Raw genomic sequence first — 20,537 nt, 5'->3', positions numbered from 1 at the left:
AGCCTCCTTGCGGTGACCATCACCGCACCCCGCATGTCAGTCAACGCTCGGATCGCCGAGGAGCTGTCGGTCGGCGAAGACCAGGTCGCGGCGGCCGTCGCCCTCCTCGACGAGGGCTCGACGGTGCCGTTCATCGCCCGCTACCGCAAGGAGGCGACCGGCAGCCTCGACGACACGGCGCTCCGTCACCTCGACGAGCGGCTTCGGTACCTGCGCGAACTCGATGAGCGCCGCGACGCCGTCATCGCGTCCATCGACGAGCAGGGGAAGCTCACCGATGAGCTGCGGGCCGCGCTGGCGGCCGCCGAGACGAAGGCGCGAGTGGAGGACATCTATCTGCCCTACAAGCCGAAACGGCGGACGAAGGCGCAGATCGCGCGGGAGGCGGGACTCGAACCGCTCGCCGACGCACTGGTCGCCGATCCGACCCTCACCCCGCTCGATGCGGCGTCCCCCCATGTGAGCGAGGAGGTGGCCGACGCGGCGTCGGCGCTGGAGGGGGCGCGGCACATCCTGATCGAGCGGGTGGCCGAGGACGCCGAGGTGGTCGGCGCCGTCCGCGAACGCTTCTGGGCGACCGGCACCCTGCGTACGCGGGTCCGCGCCGGGGCCGAGTCGACGCCCGCGGCGCAGAAGTTCCGCGACTACTTCGAGTTCGCCGAAGCCCTGGAGACGATGCCGTCGCACCGCGTCCTCGCCGTCCTCCGCGGAGAGAAGGAGGAGGTGCTGACCCTGACCTTCGACGGCGGCGACGACGAGCCGTACCAGGCGATGGCCGCGCAGTGCCTCGGGATCGACCGTGCCCGTCCGGGCGCGGCGACCGCGTGGCTGGCCGACACCGTGCGGTGGGCGTGGCGGACGAAGTTGATGATCTCGGCCACCATCGATGCGCGGATGGCGCTGAAGGCTCGGGCGCAGGAGCAGGCCGTCACGGTCTTCGCCACCAACCTCAAGGACCTCCTGTTGGCGGCTCCCGCAGGTACGCGAGCCACGCTCGGTCTCGACCCCGGATACCGGACCGGCGTCAAGGTGGCCGTCGTCGACGGCACCGGGAAGGTCGTCGACACCGCGACGGTGTTTCCGCACAAGCCGCAGCAGCAGTGGGATCAGGCCAAGGCCGCGCTCGCCGCGCTGATCGCCCGGCACGGGGTCGAACTCGTCGCGATCGGCAACGGGACGGCGTCCCGAGAGACCGACGCGTTGGCCGACGAACTCCTCGCCGACGTCGCGCGGAGCGGAGCGGCGGTCCCGTCGAAGGCGGTGGTGAGCGAGGCGGGGGCGTCGGTGTACTCGGCGTCCGAGTACGCCTCGCAGGAGCTGCCGGACCTCGACGTCTCGCTGCGCGGGGCGGTGTCGATCGCCCGGCGGCTCCAGGATCCGCTGGCCGAGCTGGTCAAGATCGATCCGAAGGCGATCGGCGTCGGCCAGTACCAGCACGATGTCTCCGCCGCCCATCTCGCCCGGAGTCTGGACGCGGTGGTCGAGGACGCGGTGAACGCCGTCGGCGTCGACCTCAACACCGCGTCGGTGCCGCTGCTATCGCGGGTCTCGGGAGTCACCTCCACCCTGGCGGCCTCGATCGTGGCCCACCGCGACCGGGTGGGGGCGTTCACCAGCCGTCGGGGGCTGCTCGACGTGCCGCGGCTGGGACCGAAGGCTTTCGAGCAGTGTGCGGGCTTCCTCCGGATCCGCGAGGGGGCCGATCCCCTCGACGCGTCCGGTGTTCATCCCGAGGCGTACCCGGTGGTCCGCCGAATCCTCGATCGCAGCGGTCGCGGTGTCAGCGAGATCATCGGTGACACCGAGGTGCTCCGAGGGCTGAACCCGGCGGACTTCGCCGACGAACGGTTCGGTGTCCCGACGGTCACCGACATCATCGCCGAGTTGGACAAGCCCGGGCGCGATCCGCGACCGGCGTTCGAGACGGCGACCTTCGCGCGCGGCGTGGAGAAGATCGCCGATCTGCGGCCCGGCATGGTGTTGGAGGGTGTCGTCACCAACGTGGCCGCGTTCGGAGCCTTCGTCGACGTCGGTGTCCACCAGGACGGGCTGGTGCACGTCTCGGCCATGGCCGACCGCTATGTCTCCGATCCGCACGAGGTGGTCCGCTCGGGTCAGGTGGTCAAGGTCAAGGTGCTCGAGGTCGACCTCGATCGACAGCGGATCGGACTGAGCCTGCGTCTCGACGACGACGCGGCCGGCAAGCCGCGCGGCGGCGGCCGGAACCGCGGCAGCCAGGGCCGGAGGGACCGGGGCGGGGGGACCGGGGCGGGGGGGAGCCCGAAGCGCGGTACCGGCGACGGACGGGCGCGTGGCGAGGGGGCGGGCCGCCGGCAGGAGCGGCAGGAGACCGGATCCATGGCGCAGGCGCTGCGGGACGCCGGGTTCGGACGCTGAGGCCCCGGGGCGCACCCGCGCCCCGGGGGTACGCGACTTCTCCGGTGACAGGGCTTCTCGGGTGTCAGGACTTCTCGGGGATGCGCTGAATCAGCGGAGACGGACCCCGGCGGGGTAGAGCTGTGCGGCCAGGCGCCGTTTCGAGGCACGGTGCGCTGCCGCGGCGTCCGGGGTGAAGCCGCCGGCCGTCGGTCGCGGCGGGATGTCGCGCCCGTTGCCGATCACGGTCCACGCGGATCCCGCGTCGACCAGCGACTGATGTTTCGTCGAGTAGTAGTCCGGGCGGCCGACGACGGCCACCCCGGAGTCGCCGGCCGCGGCCGCCAACAGATGTGGATGGAAGCGTGTGGAGATCCACGTGGTTCCGATCCCGACCGGCAGCCCGTTGCGCCAGACGTTCATGAACGGCACGCGGCGCGCGTCCGCGAGTCGCTCACCGAGCATCTCGGCCACCCGGACATCGTGTCCGGGGATGGCTTCGACGACGGTCACGTCGCGGCCGTCGACCCGCCACGAGTCGAGTGTCGCGGCGACGAAGGCGGCCAGACCGGCGACGCCCGCGTGGCCGTCCCAGTGGAAGTCGTCGGTGAGGTCGCTCTGGATGCAGAGCGTCACGCGGCCCGTGGGATCCGCGGCGCGCGGTCGGCGCGTCACCCGTCGGGAGAGCCAGGCGTCGTCCCCCGAGGTCGTGACCCCGAGCAGTCCGGACACCAGCTCCGCGGTGGGTCGATCGCGGACGTCGACCGAGTCGAAACGACCGAGGTCCGCCAGGAGGCGTTCACGAGCCGGGCCCTCGACGGCCGGAGTGAATCCGGCTCCGGTCGCGACCGCGCGGGCCCCCGAGACGTCGGCCGCCGCGGCGATCGCGGACACCAGTGACACATGGTGGGGCCAGACGTTGTTGATGAATCCGCCGCCGACGAGGTGGATGGTGTCGGCGGCGAGAAGCAGTTCCACCCCTTCGCTCTCGCGCGGCGCGGTCCCCGGAGTGCTCGCCGCCTCGGCGACCCACGCCCACGGGGCGTCTCGGTCGATGTGCGCGCCGGCCTCGTCACCGGCAGCGTGGAGGGTCAACCGCCAGAGCGTGTCGACGAACACGGCGCGCCTGTTCGCGTGGCGCAGCAGCAGGGCGGCCTGGCCCGGTCGCGGCGAGTCGACGATGACGCGCGCGAACGGTCGATGTGCGGCGAGGTGGCTCAGCCAGGCTTCGACGATCAGCTCGTCGCCGAAGTTCGGGTGGCCCGCCGTGGTGACGAGGTAGACGATGTCGCGGTTCCGCGATACGCGGTGAGCGCGCTGGATCAGCGCAGGAACGAGTGGCCGGTGTCCCGGTCGGGAGAACATGGTGTCGGTGCCTGTCTTGACTCAGTGCTCGGTGTCGCCGAGCAGTGCCGCCACGTGATCGGGGACGAACTTCGACAGTGATCGCGGCGGGCGGTGATAGTTCCCCGAGACGACGGGCTTCTTCGGAAGCTTCACCTCGGGACGTTTCGTCGGTTCGTAGTCGATGGTCGAGAGCAGATGCGCGATCATGTTCAGGCGCGCGTGCCGTTTGTGATCCGATTCGACGATGAACCAGGGGCTGGCGGAGGTGTCGGTGTGCACCATCATCTCGTCCTTGGCTCGCGAATACTCCTCCCAGCGGTACACCGACTCCAGATCCATCGGCGAGAGCTTCCACTGCCGCACCGGGTCGTCACGACGCGCACGGAACCGACGGAGCTGCTCGTCGTTCGACACCGAGAACCAGTACTTTCGCAGGATGATGCCGTCGTCGATGAGCATCTGCTCGAAGATCGGGGTCTGGCGCAGGAACCGCGTGTGCTCCTCGGGGGTGCAGAAGCCCATCACCTTCTCGACGCCGGCCCGGTTGTACCAGGAACGGTCGAAGAGGACGATCTCGCCGGGTGCGGGCAGGTGGGCGACATAGCGCTGGTAGTACCACTGGCCCCGTTCGCGGTCCGTCGGGGCCGGAAGCGCCGCGACGCGGCAGACGCGGGGACTCAGGTATTCGCTGATCCGCTTGATCGCACCACCCTTGCCGGCGGCGTCGCGGCCCTCGAAGACGACGACCACGCGAGCGCCGGTCGTGCGGACCCATTCCTGGAGTTCGACGAGTTCGGTCTGCAGCCGGAAGAGTTCGGACTCGTAGACCTTCTTCGGCAGTCTCGGTGTCCCATCCGTCCTTTTCTTCCCCATCTCGGCAAGTCTATGCCAGCGGAGCGGGGCGAACGGTGCCGGTTGCCGGGATCAGTCGTCGGCCACCTCGAGCCGCAGTCCCAGTGCAGGGTCCGCCACATTGGTCAGGGACAGCTTCTCCCCGTCGAGCCGGTAGGTGACCGACCCGTTCACAGCCGCGAGGACGGCCCGTTCGACCTCGGTGATCTCGGGTTCGCACATCTTTCGCGTGGTCGCGAGCGGGGAGAAGTCGATCCGATCACCGTCGACGGTCGCTGTGCCGGTGACGGCGTTGCAGCCGGCGTTCCCCGTGACCCTGCCGTCGGTGTCGATCTGGATGAACGGCTCGGCCCGCGTGATGGCCCGGGAGCTGGTGACCCCCGAGGCGCTCACCGTGGAGTGGACGCGCCACCGTGTGCCGATGAGCGGCTGGTCCTCGCGTTCGGCGAGGGTCACCGTCTGGTCGCCGCGCGACAGGGTCAGCGTGGTGTCGGCCAACTCCCACGTCAGCGGCTCGGCGAAGAGATCGGACACCCACTGATCGGCCGTGTCGCGGGGCGGCGGGCAGGCCATCAGCGTTCCCAGGAGGTTCCCGGTGGTCATCGTGGTACCGGTGAAGGCCACCGACCCGCCGTGCCCGTTGCAGCCGGCGTTCGCGCTGATCCGGCCGGCTTCGGGGAAGGCCACGGTGAGGGGACCGCCGCCGGGGATGGCGGTGCCGTCGACGTCGGTGGAGATGTAGGTGTGACCGATCAGCGCCGCGGGGTCGGACGCGGTCGGTCCGTCGTCGGACGAACAGGAGGTCAGCGCCGTCGCCGCCACCAGCAGTGTCGCGGCAACCCCGAGTGAGCCCGTCCAGATGCGTCGAACCGGTGTCATACACGCCACGGTAAACGATGTGCGGCGTCGTCCGCGTACGGTAGAGCACGATCGGAGTGTGTCGCGTCACCGCGCGACCGCCGCCGGAATCTCACAACGGCGGAATACGACGACCCGGACGCCAGGACGAGGAACAGGAAGCACGTGGGAAGACTCACCAACGCGATGTGGCGCATGCTGGGTGCGCAGACCTCTCGGAACCAATCGCAGTCGCTGTCGATGATCGCGGACTCCGCCGCACACGACGAGTGGGCCAAGGAGTTGGAGAGCTCCGCGTTCGCCGACACGGCATCGGAACTCGACATGAGTCGCTCGGTCGATCGCGCCAAGTTCCTGGCGATGGTCCGCGAAGGCGGAACGCGCACGCTCGACATGACGCCGTTCGACGTGCAGCTCCAGGGCGCGCTGCGGATGCTCGAGGGTGACGTGGTGGAGATGGCCACGGGTGAGGGCAAGACTCTCGCCGGGGCGATCGCGGCGATCGGATACGCCCTCGACGGACACCAGATCCACGTGGTGTCGGTCAACGACTACCTCGCGGCTCGAGACGCGGCCTGGATGAAGCCGCTCTACGAGCTGTTCGGCGTCAGCGTCGCGTCGATCGACGAGCACAGTACGCGTGGCGAACGGCAGGAGGCATACGACGCCGACGTCACCTATGCCTCGGTGAACGAGGTCGGTTTCGACGTCCTCCGCGATCACCTCGCTCTTCGCGAGGACGAGCTCGTGGCGCCCGAACCCGACGTCGTCATCGTGGACGAGGCCGACTCGGTGCTGGTCGACGAGGCGCTCGTCCCGCTGATCCTGGCCGGATCGACCGACGCCGAGACGCCCAACAGCGCCATTCACGAGGTGGTCGCCCACCTCAAGACCAAGCACTACGAGATCGATCAGGACGGGAAGAACGTCGCGCTGACCGAGGAGGGGGCTCGATTCGTCGAGACCACCCTCGGCGGCATCGACCTCTACAGCGAGGATCACGTCTCGACGACGCTCGTCCACGTGAACGTGGCGCTGTACGCCTACTACCTGCTGGAGCGGGACGTCGACTACATCGTGCGCGACGACGCGGTCCACCTGATCAACGCCGCCCGCGGGCGCGTGGCCCGGCTCCAGCGGTGGCCCGACGGAGTCCAGGCGGCGGTCGAGTACAAGGAGGGGCTGACGCCGACACAGGCCGGCGAGGTGATCGACACGATCACCGTGCAGGCGCTCATCGGCAGGTATCCGCGAGTCGCGGGCATGACCGGCACCGCGATCACCGCCGGCGAGCAGTTCCGACAGTTCTACGATCTCGGCGTCTCCCAGATCCCGTCGAACGCACCGAACATCCGCGAAGACGAGCCCGACCGCGTGTACGACAACAAGGCTCACAAGGTGGAGGCGGTCGTCGACTTCGTCGCCGAGATCCACGAGACCGGCCAGCCGATCCTCATCGGCACTCACGATGTCGCGCAGTCCGAGGAGTTGGCGTACTTCCTCGAGCGGGCCGATGTTCCCGCGGTGGTCCTCAACGCGAAGAACGACGCCGAGGAGGCGCGGATCATCGCCGAGGCCGGACGCAAGGGTGCGGTCACGGTGTCGACACAGATGGCGGGGCGCGGCACCGACATCCGTCTCGGCGGCTCCGACGGAGATGCCGAGGCCCGCGACGAGGTGGTCGAACTGGGCGGACTGTGCGTCGTCGGCACGGGACGATACGACACCGAGCGGCTCGACAATCAGCTCCGCGGGCGTGCCGGCAGGCAGGGGGACCCGGGGCGTTCGGTGTTCTTCTCGAGCCTCGAGGACCCGCTGGTCGTGAAGAATCTCACGCACCAGCGTGAGCAGCAGCCGGTCTCGTCGGACGGGTCGATGGGTCCGAAGGGCGCGGAGAGCGTCGCATCGGCGCAGCGGATCGCCGAGGGCGCGATGCTGCAGCTTCACAGCGATACGTGGGCGTACAACAAGCAGATCAACGAGCAGCGCAACGCGATCGTGCGGCGGCGCATGACGGTGCTGACCACCGAGCAGGCGCTCGACGATCTCGCCGAGTCGGCGCCGGAGCGGTACGAGGAGCTGTCGGGCGACGTCGACCGCGAGGTGCTCGTGGAGGCGGCTCGCCAGATCGTCCTGTATCACCTCGACCGCGCGTGGGCCGACCACCTCGCCTACGTCGCCGACGTGCAGGCGAGCATCCATCTGCGGGCGCTCGGTGCGCAGAGCCCGCTCGAGGAGTTCCACAAGCTGATCTTCGCGGAGTTCACCCAACTGGTCGACGAGGCGATGGATGCCGCCCGCGAGACGTTCACGGCCGCCACGATCACCGCCGACGGCGTCGATCTCGGACTGGAGGGTCTGCACCGCTCCACGATGACGTGGACCTACCTCGTCCACGAGAACCACTTCGCCTCCGCGGGAGCGCAGGCGATTCAGGGCATCGTCGGCATCTTCCGATGAGCGACGGGCTTCTCCGATGACCGAGCAGGAGGCCGGCGACGCCGCGAGACCCGGGGACGCCGCGAGACCCGGGGACGCCGTGTGGACGGTCCCGAATGCGTTGAGCGTGCTGCGGCTGGCGCTGATCCCGGTCTTCATCTGGCTGCTGATGGCGGAGGAGTCCGCGGGCTGGGCGTTCGTCGTGCTGTTCGTCTCGGGCCTCACCGACTGGCTCGACGGCAAGCTCGCGCGATGGCTGAACCAGTCGTCCCGGTTGGGTGCGCTCCTCGATCCCGCGGCGGATCGGCTGTACGTGATCGTGATCCCGATCTGCTTCGGGCTTCGCGACTTCGTCCCGTGGTGGCTCATCGGCCTGATCCTCGGCCGCGAGGTGCTGCTGTTCGCGACGGCACCGCTGCTGGCCTCACGGGGGATCCGCGCACTGCCCACCCTGTACGTCGGCAAGGCCGCCACGTTCGCGCTGATGAGCGCCTTCCCGTGGGTCCTCGCCGGCCAGATCGACGGTGTGATCGGGACGGTGTTCTTCCCGGTGGGATGGGCGTTCCTGCTGTGGGGTGTCGGACTCTATCTGTGGTCGCTGGTCCTGTACTGGATCCAGACGATCTCCGTGATCCGCGCCATGCCGCGGGTCACGGCATGATCACGTCCCCCGGTCGAATCCGGGCGGATGCGGATTCCGGGCTCGGGGCACGTTAGAGTCTGTCTCGTCAGAGTCCCCGGGCCACCGCAGCGCGAGCCCGGGACGCGTCCACCGGTCCCTCCGCGGAGGGGCGAAGTCCATGAAGAGAGGCCGAAACGTGAGCGACAGCCAGATCCCCGACGAACTGCGGTACACCGCCGACCACGAGTGGATCCGCAAGGTCGGTGACAAGACCGTCCGCGTGGGTATCACCGACTTCGCGCAGGACGCGCTCGGTGACGTCGTGTTCGTGCAGCTCCCGGACGAGGACGACGCGGTCGAGACCGGCGAGTCGTTCGCCGAAGTGGAGTCGACGAAGAGTGTCTCGGACATCTTCGGGCCGCTCGACGGGACCGTGACGGCGGCCAACGCCGAATTGGACGGGGCGCCCGAACTGGTGAACTCCGCCCCGTACGGGGACGGTTGGCTGGTGGAGATCACCGTCGCCGACGACGCCGATCTCGACGGACTGCTCGCCGGGATGCTCGACGCGGCCGGCTACCGCGCAGCGATCAGCAGTTGAGCCCGGGTCCGGGGCGTGAGCTCCGGGCGGACCCGCGTTCGTCGGTGAGCCGGGTCGATATGATTCTTGTATGCCAAACGTCCCCGACCCCGGGCGGCGCGAGGACAAAAACGGTAGGTTCTTGTGAAGGGGTTCCTGCCTCGCAGAAGGTCGCTTCCCGGGTGAGGCGAGCGGTGTGTGTGGACCAGCGAGTGAAGTCAGGCGTGCGGCAGAGATCGGACGGTCGGCTTCGCCCAGGTACCTCGAATGGGCTTCGGTCACGGCGGGGTGCGTTGACGATGAAGGAGATGTGGTGAGCGGTAACGACAACGGCTTTGAGGCGCCTGTGGAGACGACTTCTGTCTTCCGCGAGGACTTCATCAAGGAAGTGGACGCCCCGGCGACGTCGAGTGAGCCGGCCGACACCGGCGTCGAGCGACTCTCGCCCGGAACCGCGCTGCTGGTCGTGAAGCGAGGCCCCAACGCCGGGTCGCGATTCCTGTTGGATCAGCCGACCACCTCGGCGGGCCGCCATCCCGACAGCGACATCTTCCTCGACGACGTGACGGTGAGTCGGCGTCACGCCGAGTTCCGGCGCAACGGCGAGGACTTCCAGGTCGTCGACGTCGGGAGCCTCAACGGCACCTACGTGAACCGTGAGCCCATCGATACCGCGACGCTGACCAGCGGCGACGAGGTTCAGATCGGCAAGTTCCGTCTCGTCTTCCTGTCCGGCCCGAAGGCCGGGGAAACGGGTGCCGCGTCGTCGTGACCTCGTCAGCTGCGCGTGCATCCGCCGGCAGCGACCGCACGATGTCGATCGGTGCTGTCCTGGCGGTCCTTCGGGAGGACTTCCCCGACGTCACCATCTCCAAGATCAGGTTTCTCGAGGCCGAGGGACTGGTGACCCCGGACCGGGCGCCGTCGGGCTATCGGCGATTCAGCGACGCCGACTGCGAGCGTCTGCGCTTCGTGCTCACCGCTCAACGTGACCGGTATCTGCCGCTCAAGGTGATCCGAGAACAGCTCGATGCGATGGACGCGGAGAGCGATGCCGGCGGACCCGGCGCCCGCCTGCTGTCGTCGGCGCGCACTGCCGTGGCGCCGGCCACCGACTTCAGCGAGCGTGGGGGACGGGTGTCCCGGGAGGCTCTGATCGAACGCACCGAGGTCGATTCGGCGTTCATCACCGAACTCGTCCGCAACGGTCTGCTGACGGCGGGCCCGGGCGGCTTCTTCGACGAGGACGCGGTGCGTCTGGTCGAGGCGGCGGCCGCACTGGCGAACTTCGGGGTGGAGACACGCCATCTGCGTGCGTTCAAGGTGAGCGCGGATCGTGAGGCCGGCCTCGTGGCGCAGATCGCGGGCCCGATCGCGAAGGGCAAGGGGACCGGTGCGCGTGATCGCGCGGAGGAACTGGTTCGGGAGATGGCCGCGCTGTCGGTGACCCTCCACACCCAGCTGGTCAAGGCCGCTGTCCGCGGTGTCCTGGACTGAGTGTCCGAGCGTAACCTGAACTAGACGACCCGACGTGTCGGCGCGACCGGGCGGGGTGAGACCGAGGAGGCGAGTCGATGGGTGAGATGCGCGTGGTGGGGATCCGCGTGGAACCGCCGCAGAATCAGCCCGTCCTGCTGCTCCGCGAAGTCGACGGCCTGCGTTATCTCCCGATCTGGATCGGTCAGAGCGAGGCGGCGTCGATCGCATTGCAGCAGCGCGGAATCGAACCGCCTCGACCGTTGACACACGATCTGCTCGTGAACACCGTCGAGGCGTTCGGGCGTACCCTGCGCGAGGTGCGGATCGTCGACATGACGGAGGGGACGTTCTACGCCGAGATGGTCTTCGACGACGACGTGGTCGTCGAGGCGCGCCCGTCCGACGCGATCGCGGTCGCGATGCGCTGTGCGGCCTCGATCATCGCGGTGGACGACGTTCTCGATGACGCCGGGCTGTTGATGCCCGAAGAGGAGCCGGACACCGGTGTCGGCGGTGAAGTCGGCGGGGACGAGGAGGTCGAGGCCTTCCGCGAGTTCCTCGATCAGGTGTCGCCCGAGGACTTCCTGGGCCCCGAGGGGTAGGCGAGGCGTTCCGTCAACGGGACGGGCCGGGGGCGTGCATAACGAATGCATCTCCACTGCGTCACCGTTCGTCTACACCTGAACTTTAGGTTGAGGTTTACCGCGCGTCGCGTTGATTGCCGGCACCGGAGTCCATAGTTTCTTTCCCAGTGGTCGTCGCTCTCAGCGATGGCCAACACAGTGTCAGCGGTCGGGAGTACCCTCGAAGAGGATCCACCGGCCCAGAAATCGTGTAAGGGAGCTACCGTGGGCGATCAACCGTCAGACCTGCAGCCGGGCGTCACCCCGTCCGAAGCGCAGCCGGTCACTGCTGGACCTGTGCAAGGCGGGCTCGACGACATCGCGCCGGGGCTGTTCCCGAACGACACCGTTCCGGACGACCTCGTCGGCTACCGGGTGCCGAGCGCATGCCAGATCGCGGGGATCACCTACCGGCAGCTCGACTACTGGGCGCGGACCTCGCTGGTGGTCCCATCGATTCGCGGCGCAGCGGGATCGGGCAGCCAGCGTCTCTACTCGTTCAAGGACATCCTGGTCCTCAAGATCGTCAAACGACTCCTGGACACCGGGATCTCACTGCAGAACATTCGTGTGGCGGTCGATCACCTGCGGCAGCGGGGTGTCGAGGACCTGGCACGCATCACCCTGTTCTCGGACGGAACGACGGTGTACGAGTGCACATCGGCCGAGGAGGTCGTCGATCTCCTGCAGGGTGGACAGGGCGTCTTCGGGATCGCGGTCTCGGGGGCGATGCGCGAACTGACCGGCACCATCGCCGACTTCCCGGGCGAGCGCGCCGACGGCGGCATCAGCGAGGCGGCTCCCGAAGACGAGCTGGCGGCTCGCCGCAAGAACCGCACGCGCCGCACCGGCTGACCGAGTTGGTAGCCTGTCGGTGCGTCGCTACGCTGCGGGAGAGCGTCCACCGAGGAATCGGCGGACCGCCGAAGGAGCAACACCTCTCCGTCAAACTCTCAGGCACCCAGGACCGTGGCTGCTGACGACGTCTCTGGAAAGAGACGGGGATCGACACCCCGTCCGCCCACGGTGAAAGACGGTGGCCACGCCGCCGTCGAATCTCTCAGGCGTCCGCGACAGCGCGTGACATGACAGAGGGGGAGGGCCCAGTCCGGTGATGGACCGGACCGAGAAGAACAAGGTGCCTTCGTGACGACCCCATCCTCGCTCCCCGCCTCCTCGGAATCGGCCGTGTCCTCCGAGTTCTCGGGCCGCCACATCGGCCCGGACGATGCCGAGCTGACACGCATCCTCGACGCGCTCGGCGTCGCGTCCCTCGATGACCTCGCCGCCGCCGTCGTTCCTGCGAGCATCGCCGACAGTCGGAACGCGGACGGTCTGGCGCCGGGCCTCGACGAACTGCCCGCTCCGCTCACGGAGAACGAGGCCCTCGCGGCCATGCGTGCACTCGCCGACCAGAATGTCGTGGCGCGATCGATGATCGGCCTGGGCTACTACGACACGCACGTGCCCGGCGTCATCAAGCGCAACATCCTCGAGAACCCGGCGTGGTACACGGCCTACACGCCGTACCAGCCGGAGATCAGCCAGGGGCGACTCGAGGCCCTGCTGAACTTCCAGACCATGGTCGCGGACCTCACGGGCATGGAGGTCGCCAACGCGTCGATGCTCGATGAGGCCACCGCCGCCGCCGAGGCGATGACCCTGATGCGGCGCGCCGGCAAATCGAAGTCCAACGTCCTGGTCGTCGACGTCGATCTGTTCCCGCAGACCAGAGCCGTCATCGACACCCGCGCCTTCCCACTGGGCATCGAGGTGGTCGAGGCCGAGCTCGACCCCGCCCGACCGGATGCCGGACTCCCGGACGGCGAGTTCTTCGGCGTCATCGTCCAGGTGCCCGGCGCGTCGGGGCGGATCACCGACCTGGCGCCGGTGATCGAGGCCGCGCACGGACGGGGTGCGCTGATCGCCGCCGGCGTGGACCTGCTGGCCGCGACGCTGATCACGCCTCCGGGCGATCAGGGCGCAGACGCGTGCTTCGGTACGACCCAGCGCTTCGGTGTGCCGATGGGCTTCGGCGGACCGCACGCCGGATACCTGGCCGTCCACACCAAGCGCACGCGTCAGCTTCCGGGGCGGCTCGTCGGGGTGTCGAAGGACGCCGACGGCGCGACGGCCTACCGTCTCGCATTGCAGACCCGCGAACAGCACATTCGGCGGGAGAAGGCCACGAGCAACATCTGCACCGCCCAGGTGCTGTTGGCGGTGATCGCGGCGATGTACGCGTCGTACCACGGTCCCGCTGGCCTCAAGGCCATCGCCGAACGCGTCCACGACCACGCGGCGGGCCTGGCGGACGCACTCACCGGCGCCGGTCACACCGTCGTCCATGCGCGCTTCTTCGACACCGTCCTGGTTCGCGTCGAAGGGCGTGCGGAACAGATCGTCGATGCGGCGAAGTCCCGTCACAACATCAACCTCCGGCTCGTCGACGCAGATCATGTCGGAATCGCATGCGACGAGACCACCGTCGACGCCGACATCGCAGGTGTGCTCGACGCCTTCGACGTAGCCGCTGCCGGGCCGAGGGAGGGCGCGACGCAGTTCTCCGCTCCCATCGCGGACCGCACCAGCGACTACCTGACGCACCCGGCCTTCCATCTCTACCGGACCGAGACGGCGATGCTGCGCTACCTGCGGATGCTGTCGGACAAGGACATCGCCCTCGACCGAAGCATGATCCCGCTCGGCTCGTGCACGATGAAGCTCAACGCGACCACCGAGATGGAGCCGATCACGTGGCCGGAGATCGGCGGCCTGCACCCGTTCGCCCCCCTGTCCGACAGCGTCGGAATCCGGGAGCTCATCGGCCAGTTGGAGCAGTGGCTGGTCGCCGTGACCGGATACGACCGGGTGAGCCTGCAGCCGAATGCCGGATCTCAGGGTGAGTACGCGGGACTGCTCGCGATCCGCCGCTACCACCTGGCGCGCGGTGACGAGGCCCGCGACGTCTGCCTGATCCCGTCGAGTGCGCACGGCACCAATGCCGCGTCGGCCGTCATGGCCGGTCTGCGGGTGGTGGTCGTCGCCAGTCGCGACACCGGCGACGTCGACCTCGACGATCTGCGGTCGAAGATCGAGAAGCACCGCGGGGAACTCGCCGCGATCATGATCACCTATCCGTCGACCCACGGCGTCTTCGAACACGAGATCACCGACATCTGCGACGCGGTCCACGAGGCAGGCGGCCAGGTGTACGTCGACGGCGCGAACCTCAACGCACTCGTCGGGCTCGCACGGCCCGGACGGTTCGGCGGCGATGTGTCGCATCTGAACCTGCACAAGACGTTCTGCATTCCGCACGGCGGCGGCGGACCCGGCGTCGGTCCGGTCGCGGTGCGCGAACACCTGGCCGAGTTCCTGCCGAGCGGACCCCTGGCGACGGAACTGCCGCAGACGGGGATCACGATCTCGGCGGCCCCGTACGGATCCGCGTCGATTCTGCCGATCACCTACGCGTACATCGCCATGATGGGCGCTTACGGACTGCGTCGCGCGACACTCACCGCGATCGCCTCGGCGAACTACATCGCACGACGGCTCGACGCGTACTTCCCCGTGCTGTACACCGGTGCCGACGGCTGGGTGGCGCACGAGTGCATCCTCGACCTCCGCGAACTCACCAAGCGCAGTGGCGTGAGCGTGGACGACGTGGCCAAACGGCTGGCGGATTACGGCTTCCACGCGCCGACGATGAGCTTTCCGGTGGCGGGAACGCTCATGGTCGAGCCCACCGAGAGCGAGAACCTCGCGGAGCTGGACGCCTTCATCGACGCCATGATCTCGATCCGTGCCGAGATCGACGCCGTGGCCGACGGCACCTGGACCGTGGACGACAATCCGCTCGCGGGCGCACCGCACACGGCTGAGTGCCTCGTAGGAGAGTGGAACCACGGATACGACCGGACGACCGCGGTGTTCCCGAACGGACTGCCGTCGTCGGGAGCGCGCGCCAAGGTGTGGCCGCCGGTCCGTCGTATCGACGGTGCGTTCGGCGATCGCAACCTGGTGTGCAGTTGCCCGCCGATCGAGGCCTTCAGCGAGTAGTCGACCGCAGCCCCGATCCCAGCACGAAGATCGCAGCACGACGAGTCCCAGCACGACGATCCGGCCCGCCGGCGACCGGAAGGTCGGTGGCGGGCCGGATCGCGTCAGCCGTGTGATCGGTTCAGCGCGGCGGTTCCTGCTGCGGCGGGTACTGCTGCCGCTGGGGATCCTGCGGAGGCGCGTACCGGTACGGCTGATCGGGGTATCCCGGTCCGGTGCCGAACGCACCCTGATCCCGATGCTGTCCCTGCTCCCCGTATGGTCCCTGCTCCCCGTACGGTCGCTGTTCCCCGTACGGCTGGTCGCCGTGCAGAGGCTGCGCATGCGGGTGCGGCTGCGAGCTCTGGGGTTGGGTCGGTGGTACGGGAATCTGCTGGGTGTAGTCGGTTCCCATCTGCTGACCGGGTGCCTGGTATTCGGGTGCCTGGTATTCGGGTGCCGAGTATTCGGCTGCCCGGTACCCGGGGTCCGCGTAGGCGCGTGCCTGTGAGCGATCCTGCTCCCGACGCTGGGCGGCCTGCTGCTCGTGCTCGGCACGCCGGGCGGGAATCTCCTCGGCGACCCGCGTGAGCGCGGTCTCCCACCGCTGCTGCATGGGGCGGATGAGGCCGCCGCCGACGCCGACGACGATCACGCCGCCGAGTGTCGCGAGGACCGCGATGAGAACCGGTGTGGTGACTGCGGTGGCCACACCGATCTGGTTGAGCGCCGCGATGATGCCTGCGCCCCAGATGAAGGCGGCGACCGCAGTGCCCAACAGGGGGCCGTACGATGCGCTGCCGAGCGCGCCCCGGACGATGTCGCGGACGGCCTGTGCGATCGCGGCGGCGATCACGATGATCAGGATCGCGATGAAGAGCTTCGGCAGCCAAGCGACGAACCTGGTCAACAGATCGCTGACCGGATTGGGGCCGAACACGCCGATCGCGAGTTGCAGTGTCACCAGGAGGATCGCGTAGTAGACGATCTTCGCCAGCAGGGAACTGGCGTCGTATTGGCTGCGCGCAAGCATTTCGGATAGGCCGCTGCGCTGTGCCAGTCGCTCGAATCCGAGCTTATTGAGAATGGTCGTGACAAGCTTCGCGAGAACCTTCGCGACGATCCATCCAATAAGCAGGATCACGAGGAAAGCGACCAGCTTGGGGACGAAATTGGCGATCGACGACCAGGCGTCGGAGAGGCCGGCGCCGTAATCGATCGCGACCGTGGTAACCATGCGTGTTTCCTCCTCGGTGCATGTCCTGATGTCTCGGGGCGACATCGGGGCCTACCGTACGTCAGGATTCGTCTGCTATCGACGGATTGACGGTCGAATTCTCTCCGATATGCCATCTGATAATGGGCATGACCTGCTTTTCCCGCGATGTGGATGAATTGTCGACACACTGGTTGATCGACGACTGGTAAAACGCCATTCTTCGCTATTGTCGTTATTGTTCTGAATCTCGATCAGTGTCCGGTTCCCCGTGCTGGAGGCCGAGCGTTTCGGCGGTCGACGTCACAACGGTGGACACGGCGTCGACGGTCCACGACGCTCGGCCGGGCCCGGGGATCAGCACCGCGAGGTCCGTGTCCCAGCCGGCGCCCCAGCGCTCGGGGAAGGCCCGCTGCAGGAGATCGATCATGATCGGCACGGCGGTCGACGCTCCGGGGGACGCGCCGAGGAGCCCGGACACGAGCCGGTCGTCGCTGACGACCGTCTCGGTGCCCTGGCGGATGACCCCGACGGAGCGGAGTGCTCCGGCGGTCCGACGTTCCGGTGCGACGAGCTGAGCGCGGAGCCCAGCCGCCCGCATCTGCCAGTCGTCGGATATCGCGGAGGGGACGTATCGCGACAGGAGGGCGAACCGCCTGCGCGGAGAGGAGACGAGTTGTCCGATCAGATAGCGGACCACGGGAAGGTTGGTCGCCACAGCAGAGGCCACCGTCCACAGGTTGGACGGTCGCAGGGTGGTGAAGAAGTCGCTGCGCCGTCCGCCCAGCAGCAAGCGTGTGGTGGCGAGCGCATAGGGGCCGAACATCAGATGGTCGGCCCCGTCGATCCGGCGCCGGTCGAGGTGCGGTACCGACATGGGTGGCGCCCCGACGTCGGCTCGCCCGTAGATCTTCACGTCGTGGGCGGCGACCACGCTCGGTGAACTGCACCGGAGGAAGGCCGCGCCGACGGGGAGCACCCCGTACCGCCGGATCTCGGGGATCCGTGCGCGCTGCAGCAGTCGCAGGGTGTGTCCGCCGGCGCCGATGAAGACGTGCCCGGCCGTGATGCGGACTCGCCGGGAGCCTCGCTTCGCCGTGATCGCGACATCCCGTCGGCGACGACGGATGCCGACGACCCGCACTCCGGTCCGCGTCTCGGCATGCGAACCGCGGAGCAGCTGTCGAGTGAGTTCGCCGAAGTCGACGTCCGTCCCGTCGCGGTGACGGGTGGCTGCGATGCGCTGATCACCTGTTCGGCCGGCCATGAGCAGGGGTGCCCAACGCGTCAGCGTCGCGGGATCTTCGGTGTACTCCACGTCACGGAAGAACGGGCTGGATCGCATGGCCGTGAACCGTGTCCGCAGCCACTCGCAGGCGTCGTCGCCGAAGACGACGCTGAGGTGCGGGGTGCGGTCGATGAACGACGGCGGATCGATCCGACCGATGCGAGCCAGGTGCGACCACCACTGGCGGGTGAGCAGATACTGCTCGGCGACCTCGCAGGCCCGTTCCGGATCGGTGGCATCGGGGGTGTAGTTGAGTTCGCAGTATCCCGAATGGCCGGTGCCGGCGTTGTTCCATGCGGCCGAGCTCTCGGTGGCGACGGAGTCGGCGGCCTCCAAGACGACGATGCGCCAGTCGGGTTCGAGGGTCGAGAGCAGTGAAGCGAGGGTCGCCGACATGATTCCGCCGCCGATCATCACGACGTCCGCGTGGCCGAGGTCGGAGACCGCTTCCGCTTCGACGGTCTGCCGAGGGCGGATCCGCCGTGTGTGCATTCCCCGTGTGTGCATTCCCCGTGTGTGCATTCTCTGCGTGTGCGATCTGGGCATGGAAGGGACTCCTCGCTGGTCGGGCGCATCGGCGTCGAGCCGTTATCGGGACACTCTCGATGCTCGTCGCCCGCCACCCATCCGTCCAATGCTCGGATGATGCGATACCATGCATAAGTGGATGAATTGGCCGCTTCGCTGACCCCTGCTCTGAGTGCACTGCGAGCCTTTGCCGCATCCGGTCAGTCGATGACGCGGGCGGCTCACGAGCTGGGGGTCTCGCAGTCGTCGATCAGTAGACGCCTGGCCGGCTTGGAGCGAACGCTGAACGCGGCACTGGTGATCCAGAGCGGTCGCGAGGTACGCCTCACGAGCGTGGGACGACGACTCGCGCAGGACGTGGCACAACCGCTCGCCGATCTCGATCGAGCCGTACGCACGGCAGCCGACGAGGGCGACTCCGAGACCGGGCGCGTGCGGTTCGGCTTCCCGCTCACCATGGGGTCGGGGCTGATCCCGGAACTGGTCGCGGCGTTCCACCACCGCCATCCGCGAGTGAGACTCGAACTGAAACAGGCTCCCGGAGACGAGCTGGCCGACGACCTGGCGGCCGGCGCCCTGGATCTGGCGGTGACCATTCCACCGGCCGCCGGGTTCCGGCACCGGATCGTCTCGTCGCAGAGCATCGTCGTGGCCCTGCCCGAACGGCACCGGTTGGCGGGATCCGCGGGCGTGGCGCTGGCAGACCTGGCCGATGAGACGTTCATCGCCAACCCCGACAGTTACGATTTGCGGCGGTCGACCGAGCGGTGGTGCCGCGCTGCCGGATTCGTGCCCGCGGTGGGAATCGAGATCACCGAGTTCGCGACGATCCGGGAGCTGGTCGAGCGCGGTCTGGGGGTGGCGTTGCTGCCGCCGACGCCGGAACCCGTGGCCGGAGTGGTGGAGGTTCCGGTGACGTCTGCGCGGCTGTATCGAGAAGCGGCGGTGGTCTGGCCGACGACGGTGACCACCCCCGTGGTCGAGAAGTTCGCCGATTTCCTGATCGGAGCCGTCGAGTGGTGAGTCACCGCTGACGCGCAGTCGGGCCCACCGCCGAGACACCCGATCGCGCGCGGATCACTCGACCGCGGCCGGGTACACGATCCGAGCGATGGCGAGGGTCGCGTCCGGATCGGCAGGCGGCATCTGATCTGCGACGTCGCCGAACTCGATGGTGGGCGTCGAGTCCGGAAGCGGACCGGACCCGCGGAAACCGGCCCCGGTCAGTACCTTCATCTGCGGAGGCTTGCGCACGAAGGTGAAGAACTGGCCGATCGCGTCACCGGCATACGGGGGGACCAGTTCGCCGGCGAGCTTCACGACCGGATAGTCGGCCACCGGGGTGGGGCCCTTCGGGGCGACCACGGAGATGCGGGGCTTCTTGTCGCGTGCGGTCAGCGAATACAGTCGCTGCTCCGTCGCGGGCACCGCGCGAACGGGCGCGTCGGCGGGATCGGCGGATTCGGCGATCGCGGTCACCGCGGCCTCGATCGACCCGTCGCCGATCTGCGGCGGAGCCGACATCAGCTCGCGCATCGCGGTCTGCACCGCATCGCTGCGGGCCTGCCGGCCGGTGAGTGCGCCCGTGGCGTCGACGGTCGCAGCGGCGACCGCTTCACCGGCCAGAACGGTCGCATCGGCCTGGGGGCCGCCCGGCATCGCGATCCGCAGCGAACCCCACGAGCGTTTGCCGTACTCGCTCAGCGAATTGGCGCGCGTCTGGGCGGGCAGATCCGACCACGCGATCTGATCGGCGCCGGCCGCGGCGATCTCACGCTCCATCGCGAGGCGTACCGGCGATGTCACCAGCGACTCGGGATTGCCCTGCAGGATCTGCGACTTGTCGACGCTCAGCGCCGCCGACCAGAGGGAGGACTCCGGGACCCACGCGGCGGGATACGCGCCGAGCGCCTCGGGATCCCAGGTCTTGGCCATCAGACCCTGCTGGACGACCCGGGCGTCGGCGGGCCGCACGTCGATCGTGATGCAGTGGTCGCGGACGATCGGTGAGGTCGCGTTGAAACTCTTGGCGACCTGCTGCAGCGCCGGCGCCAACGCCGGGTCGGCGATGACCGAGACCGTCGCCCGCCCCTCGAGGCACTCCTGCGCCGTCACGGGCGTCTCGTCATCGATGCGCTCGCCGAGCTGCATCCAGGCGGTCACCGCACCGGCGATCAGAATGACGATCAGGGCGCAGGCGATCAGCGGACGGCTGATGAGCGTCCGACTGCGTCCGCCGCTGGTGTGCTTTGCCACGAAGCTTCCTCCTCCGGCTGTGCCGGTTG

16 protein-coding genes and 2 riboswitches are annotated in these 20,537 nt (G+C 68.5%); of the genes, 10 read left to right on the top strand and 6 right to left on the bottom strand.

Going from position 1 to position 20,537, the window contains the following annotated elements:
• Positions 1–33: 33 nt before the first annotated feature.
• Positions 34–2,397, top strand: a complete 2,364-nt coding sequence (locus tag G528_RS0105005; RefSeq protein WP_035719027.1) for a Tex family protein — start codon at positions 34–36, stop codon at positions 2,395–2,397.
• Positions 2,398–2,487: 90 nt separating this feature from the next.
• Here G528_RS0105005 and G528_RS0105000 read toward each other — a convergent pair whose 3' ends face one another.
• Genes G528_RS0105000 through G528_RS0104990 form a run of 3 tightly spaced genes read right to left on the bottom strand, consistent with a single transcriptional unit; the run spans position 2,488 to position 5,454 of the window.
• Positions 2,488–3,741 carry a polysaccharide pyruvyl transferase family protein gene (locus G528_RS0105000; RefSeq protein ID WP_026918022.1) on the bottom strand — a complete coding sequence of 418 codons (1,254 nt, stop codon included), beginning with the start codon at positions 3,739–3,741 and terminating at the stop codon, positions 2,488–2,490.
• Between the two features lie 21 nt (positions 3,742–3,762).
• Positions 3,763–4,596: a polyphosphate kinase 2 gene (ppk2, locus tag G528_RS0104995; protein ID WP_026918021.1), complete on the bottom strand. Its 834-nt coding sequence runs from the start codon at positions 4,594–4,596 to the stop codon at positions 3,763–3,765.
• Between the two features lie 51 nt (positions 4,597–4,647).
• Positions 4,648–5,454: an META domain-containing protein gene (locus G528_RS0104990; RefSeq protein WP_026918020.1), complete on the bottom strand. Its 807-nt coding sequence runs from the start codon at positions 5,452–5,454 to the stop codon at positions 4,648–4,650.
• A gap of 144 nt (positions 5,455–5,598) precedes the next feature.
• Between G528_RS0104990 and secA2 the strand changes: the two genes are divergently transcribed.
• The 8 genes from secA2 to gcvP all read left to right on the top strand — a co-directional run bounded on the left by secA2 (position 5,599) and on the right by gcvP (position 15,241).
• A complete protein-coding gene (secA2, locus tag G528_RS0104985) occupies positions 5,599–7,893 on the top strand; it encodes an accessory Sec system translocase SecA2 (protein ID WP_026918019.1) in 2,295 nt (764 codons plus the stop codon).
• Positions 7,894–7,909: 16 nt separating this feature from the next.
• Complete coding sequence (locus tag G528_RS0104980; RefSeq protein WP_026918018.1) at positions 7,910–8,533, top strand: CDP-alcohol phosphatidyltransferase family protein; 624 nt, start codon at positions 7,910–7,912, stop codon at positions 8,531–8,533.
• Positions 8,534–8,690: 157 nt separating this feature from the next.
• Positions 8,691–9,095 (top strand): glycine cleavage system protein GcvH, encoded by a 405-nt coding sequence (gcvH, locus tag G528_RS0104975; protein WP_026918017.1) that lies wholly within the window; start codon positions 8,691–8,693, stop codon positions 9,093–9,095.
• 289 nt (positions 9,096–9,384) lie between these two features.
• On the top strand, positions 9,385–9,846 hold the full coding sequence (gene garA, locus G528_RS0104970) for a glycogen accumulation regulator GarA (protein ID WP_342663106.1): 462 nt from the start codon (positions 9,385–9,387) through the stop codon (positions 9,844–9,846).
• Between the two features lie 41 nt (positions 9,847–9,887).
• Positions 9,888–10,571 carry a transcriptional regulator FtsR gene (gene ftsR, locus G528_RS0104965; RefSeq protein ID WP_035719023.1) on the top strand — a complete coding sequence of 228 codons (684 nt, stop codon included), beginning with the start codon at positions 9,888–9,890 and terminating at the stop codon, positions 10,569–10,571.
• Between the two features lie 77 nt (positions 10,572–10,648).
• Positions 10,649–11,155, top strand: coding sequence for a bifunctional nuclease family protein (locus G528_RS0104960; RefSeq protein WP_026918014.1), 507 nt, complete (start codon positions 10,649–10,651; stop codon positions 11,153–11,155).
• A 246-nt stretch (positions 11,156–11,401) separates the two neighbouring features.
• Positions 11,402–12,031, top strand: coding sequence for a MerR family transcriptional regulator (locus G528_RS0104955; RefSeq protein ID WP_026918013.1), 630 nt, complete (start codon positions 11,402–11,404; stop codon positions 12,029–12,031).
• A gap of 25 nt (positions 12,032–12,056) precedes the next feature.
• Positions 12,057–12,156: riboswitch (glycine riboswitch) on the top strand.
• A riboswitch (glycine riboswitch) is annotated at positions 12,157–12,278 on the top strand.
• A 44-nt stretch (positions 12,279–12,322) separates the two neighbouring features.
• The gene (gene gcvP / locus G528_RS0104950) at positions 12,323–15,241 is read left to right on the top strand and encodes an aminomethyl-transferring glycine dehydrogenase (protein ID WP_026918012.1); all 2,919 of its coding nucleotides are present in this window, start codon (positions 12,323–12,325) and stop codon (positions 15,239–15,241) included.
• Between the two features lie 121 nt (positions 15,242–15,362).
• Here the strand turns inward: gcvP and G528_RS16415 are convergent, their stop codons facing one another.
• Positions 15,363–16,457 (bottom strand): mechanosensitive ion channel family protein, encoded by a 1,095-nt coding sequence (locus tag G528_RS16415; protein ID WP_084638026.1) that lies wholly within the window; start codon positions 16,455–16,457, stop codon positions 15,363–15,365.
• A 214-nt stretch (positions 16,458–16,671) separates the two neighbouring features.
• On the bottom strand, positions 16,672–18,216 hold the full coding sequence (locus G528_RS0104940; RefSeq protein ID WP_084638025.1) for a malate:quinone oxidoreductase: 1,545 nt from the start codon (positions 18,214–18,216) through the stop codon (positions 16,672–16,674).
• 171 nt (positions 18,217–18,387) lie between these two features.
• On the opposite strand from G528_RS0104940, the gene G528_RS0104935 reads away from it, so the two are divergent.
• Positions 18,388–19,275: a LysR substrate-binding domain-containing protein gene (locus G528_RS0104935; RefSeq protein ID WP_026918010.1), complete on the top strand. Its 888-nt coding sequence runs from the start codon at positions 18,388–18,390 to the stop codon at positions 19,273–19,275.
• 54 nt (positions 19,276–19,329) lie between these two features.
• Here G528_RS0104935 and G528_RS0104930 read toward each other — a convergent pair whose 3' ends face one another.
• The gene (locus tag G528_RS0104930; protein WP_026918009.1) at positions 19,330–20,508 is read right to left on the bottom strand and encodes a hypothetical protein; all 1,179 of its coding nucleotides are present in this window, start codon (positions 20,506–20,508) and stop codon (positions 19,330–19,332) included.
• Between the last annotated feature and the right edge of the window lie 29 nt (positions 20,509–20,537).

It is taken from the genome of Gordonia shandongensis DSM 45094, assembly GCF_000423025.1.
GTDB lineage: Bacteria > Actinomycetota > Actinomycetes > Mycobacteriales > Mycobacteriaceae > Gordonia > Gordonia shandongensis.
The sequence above is the reverse complement of the archived record's forward strand: the minus strand, read 5'-3'. Positions and strand labels throughout refer to the sequence as shown.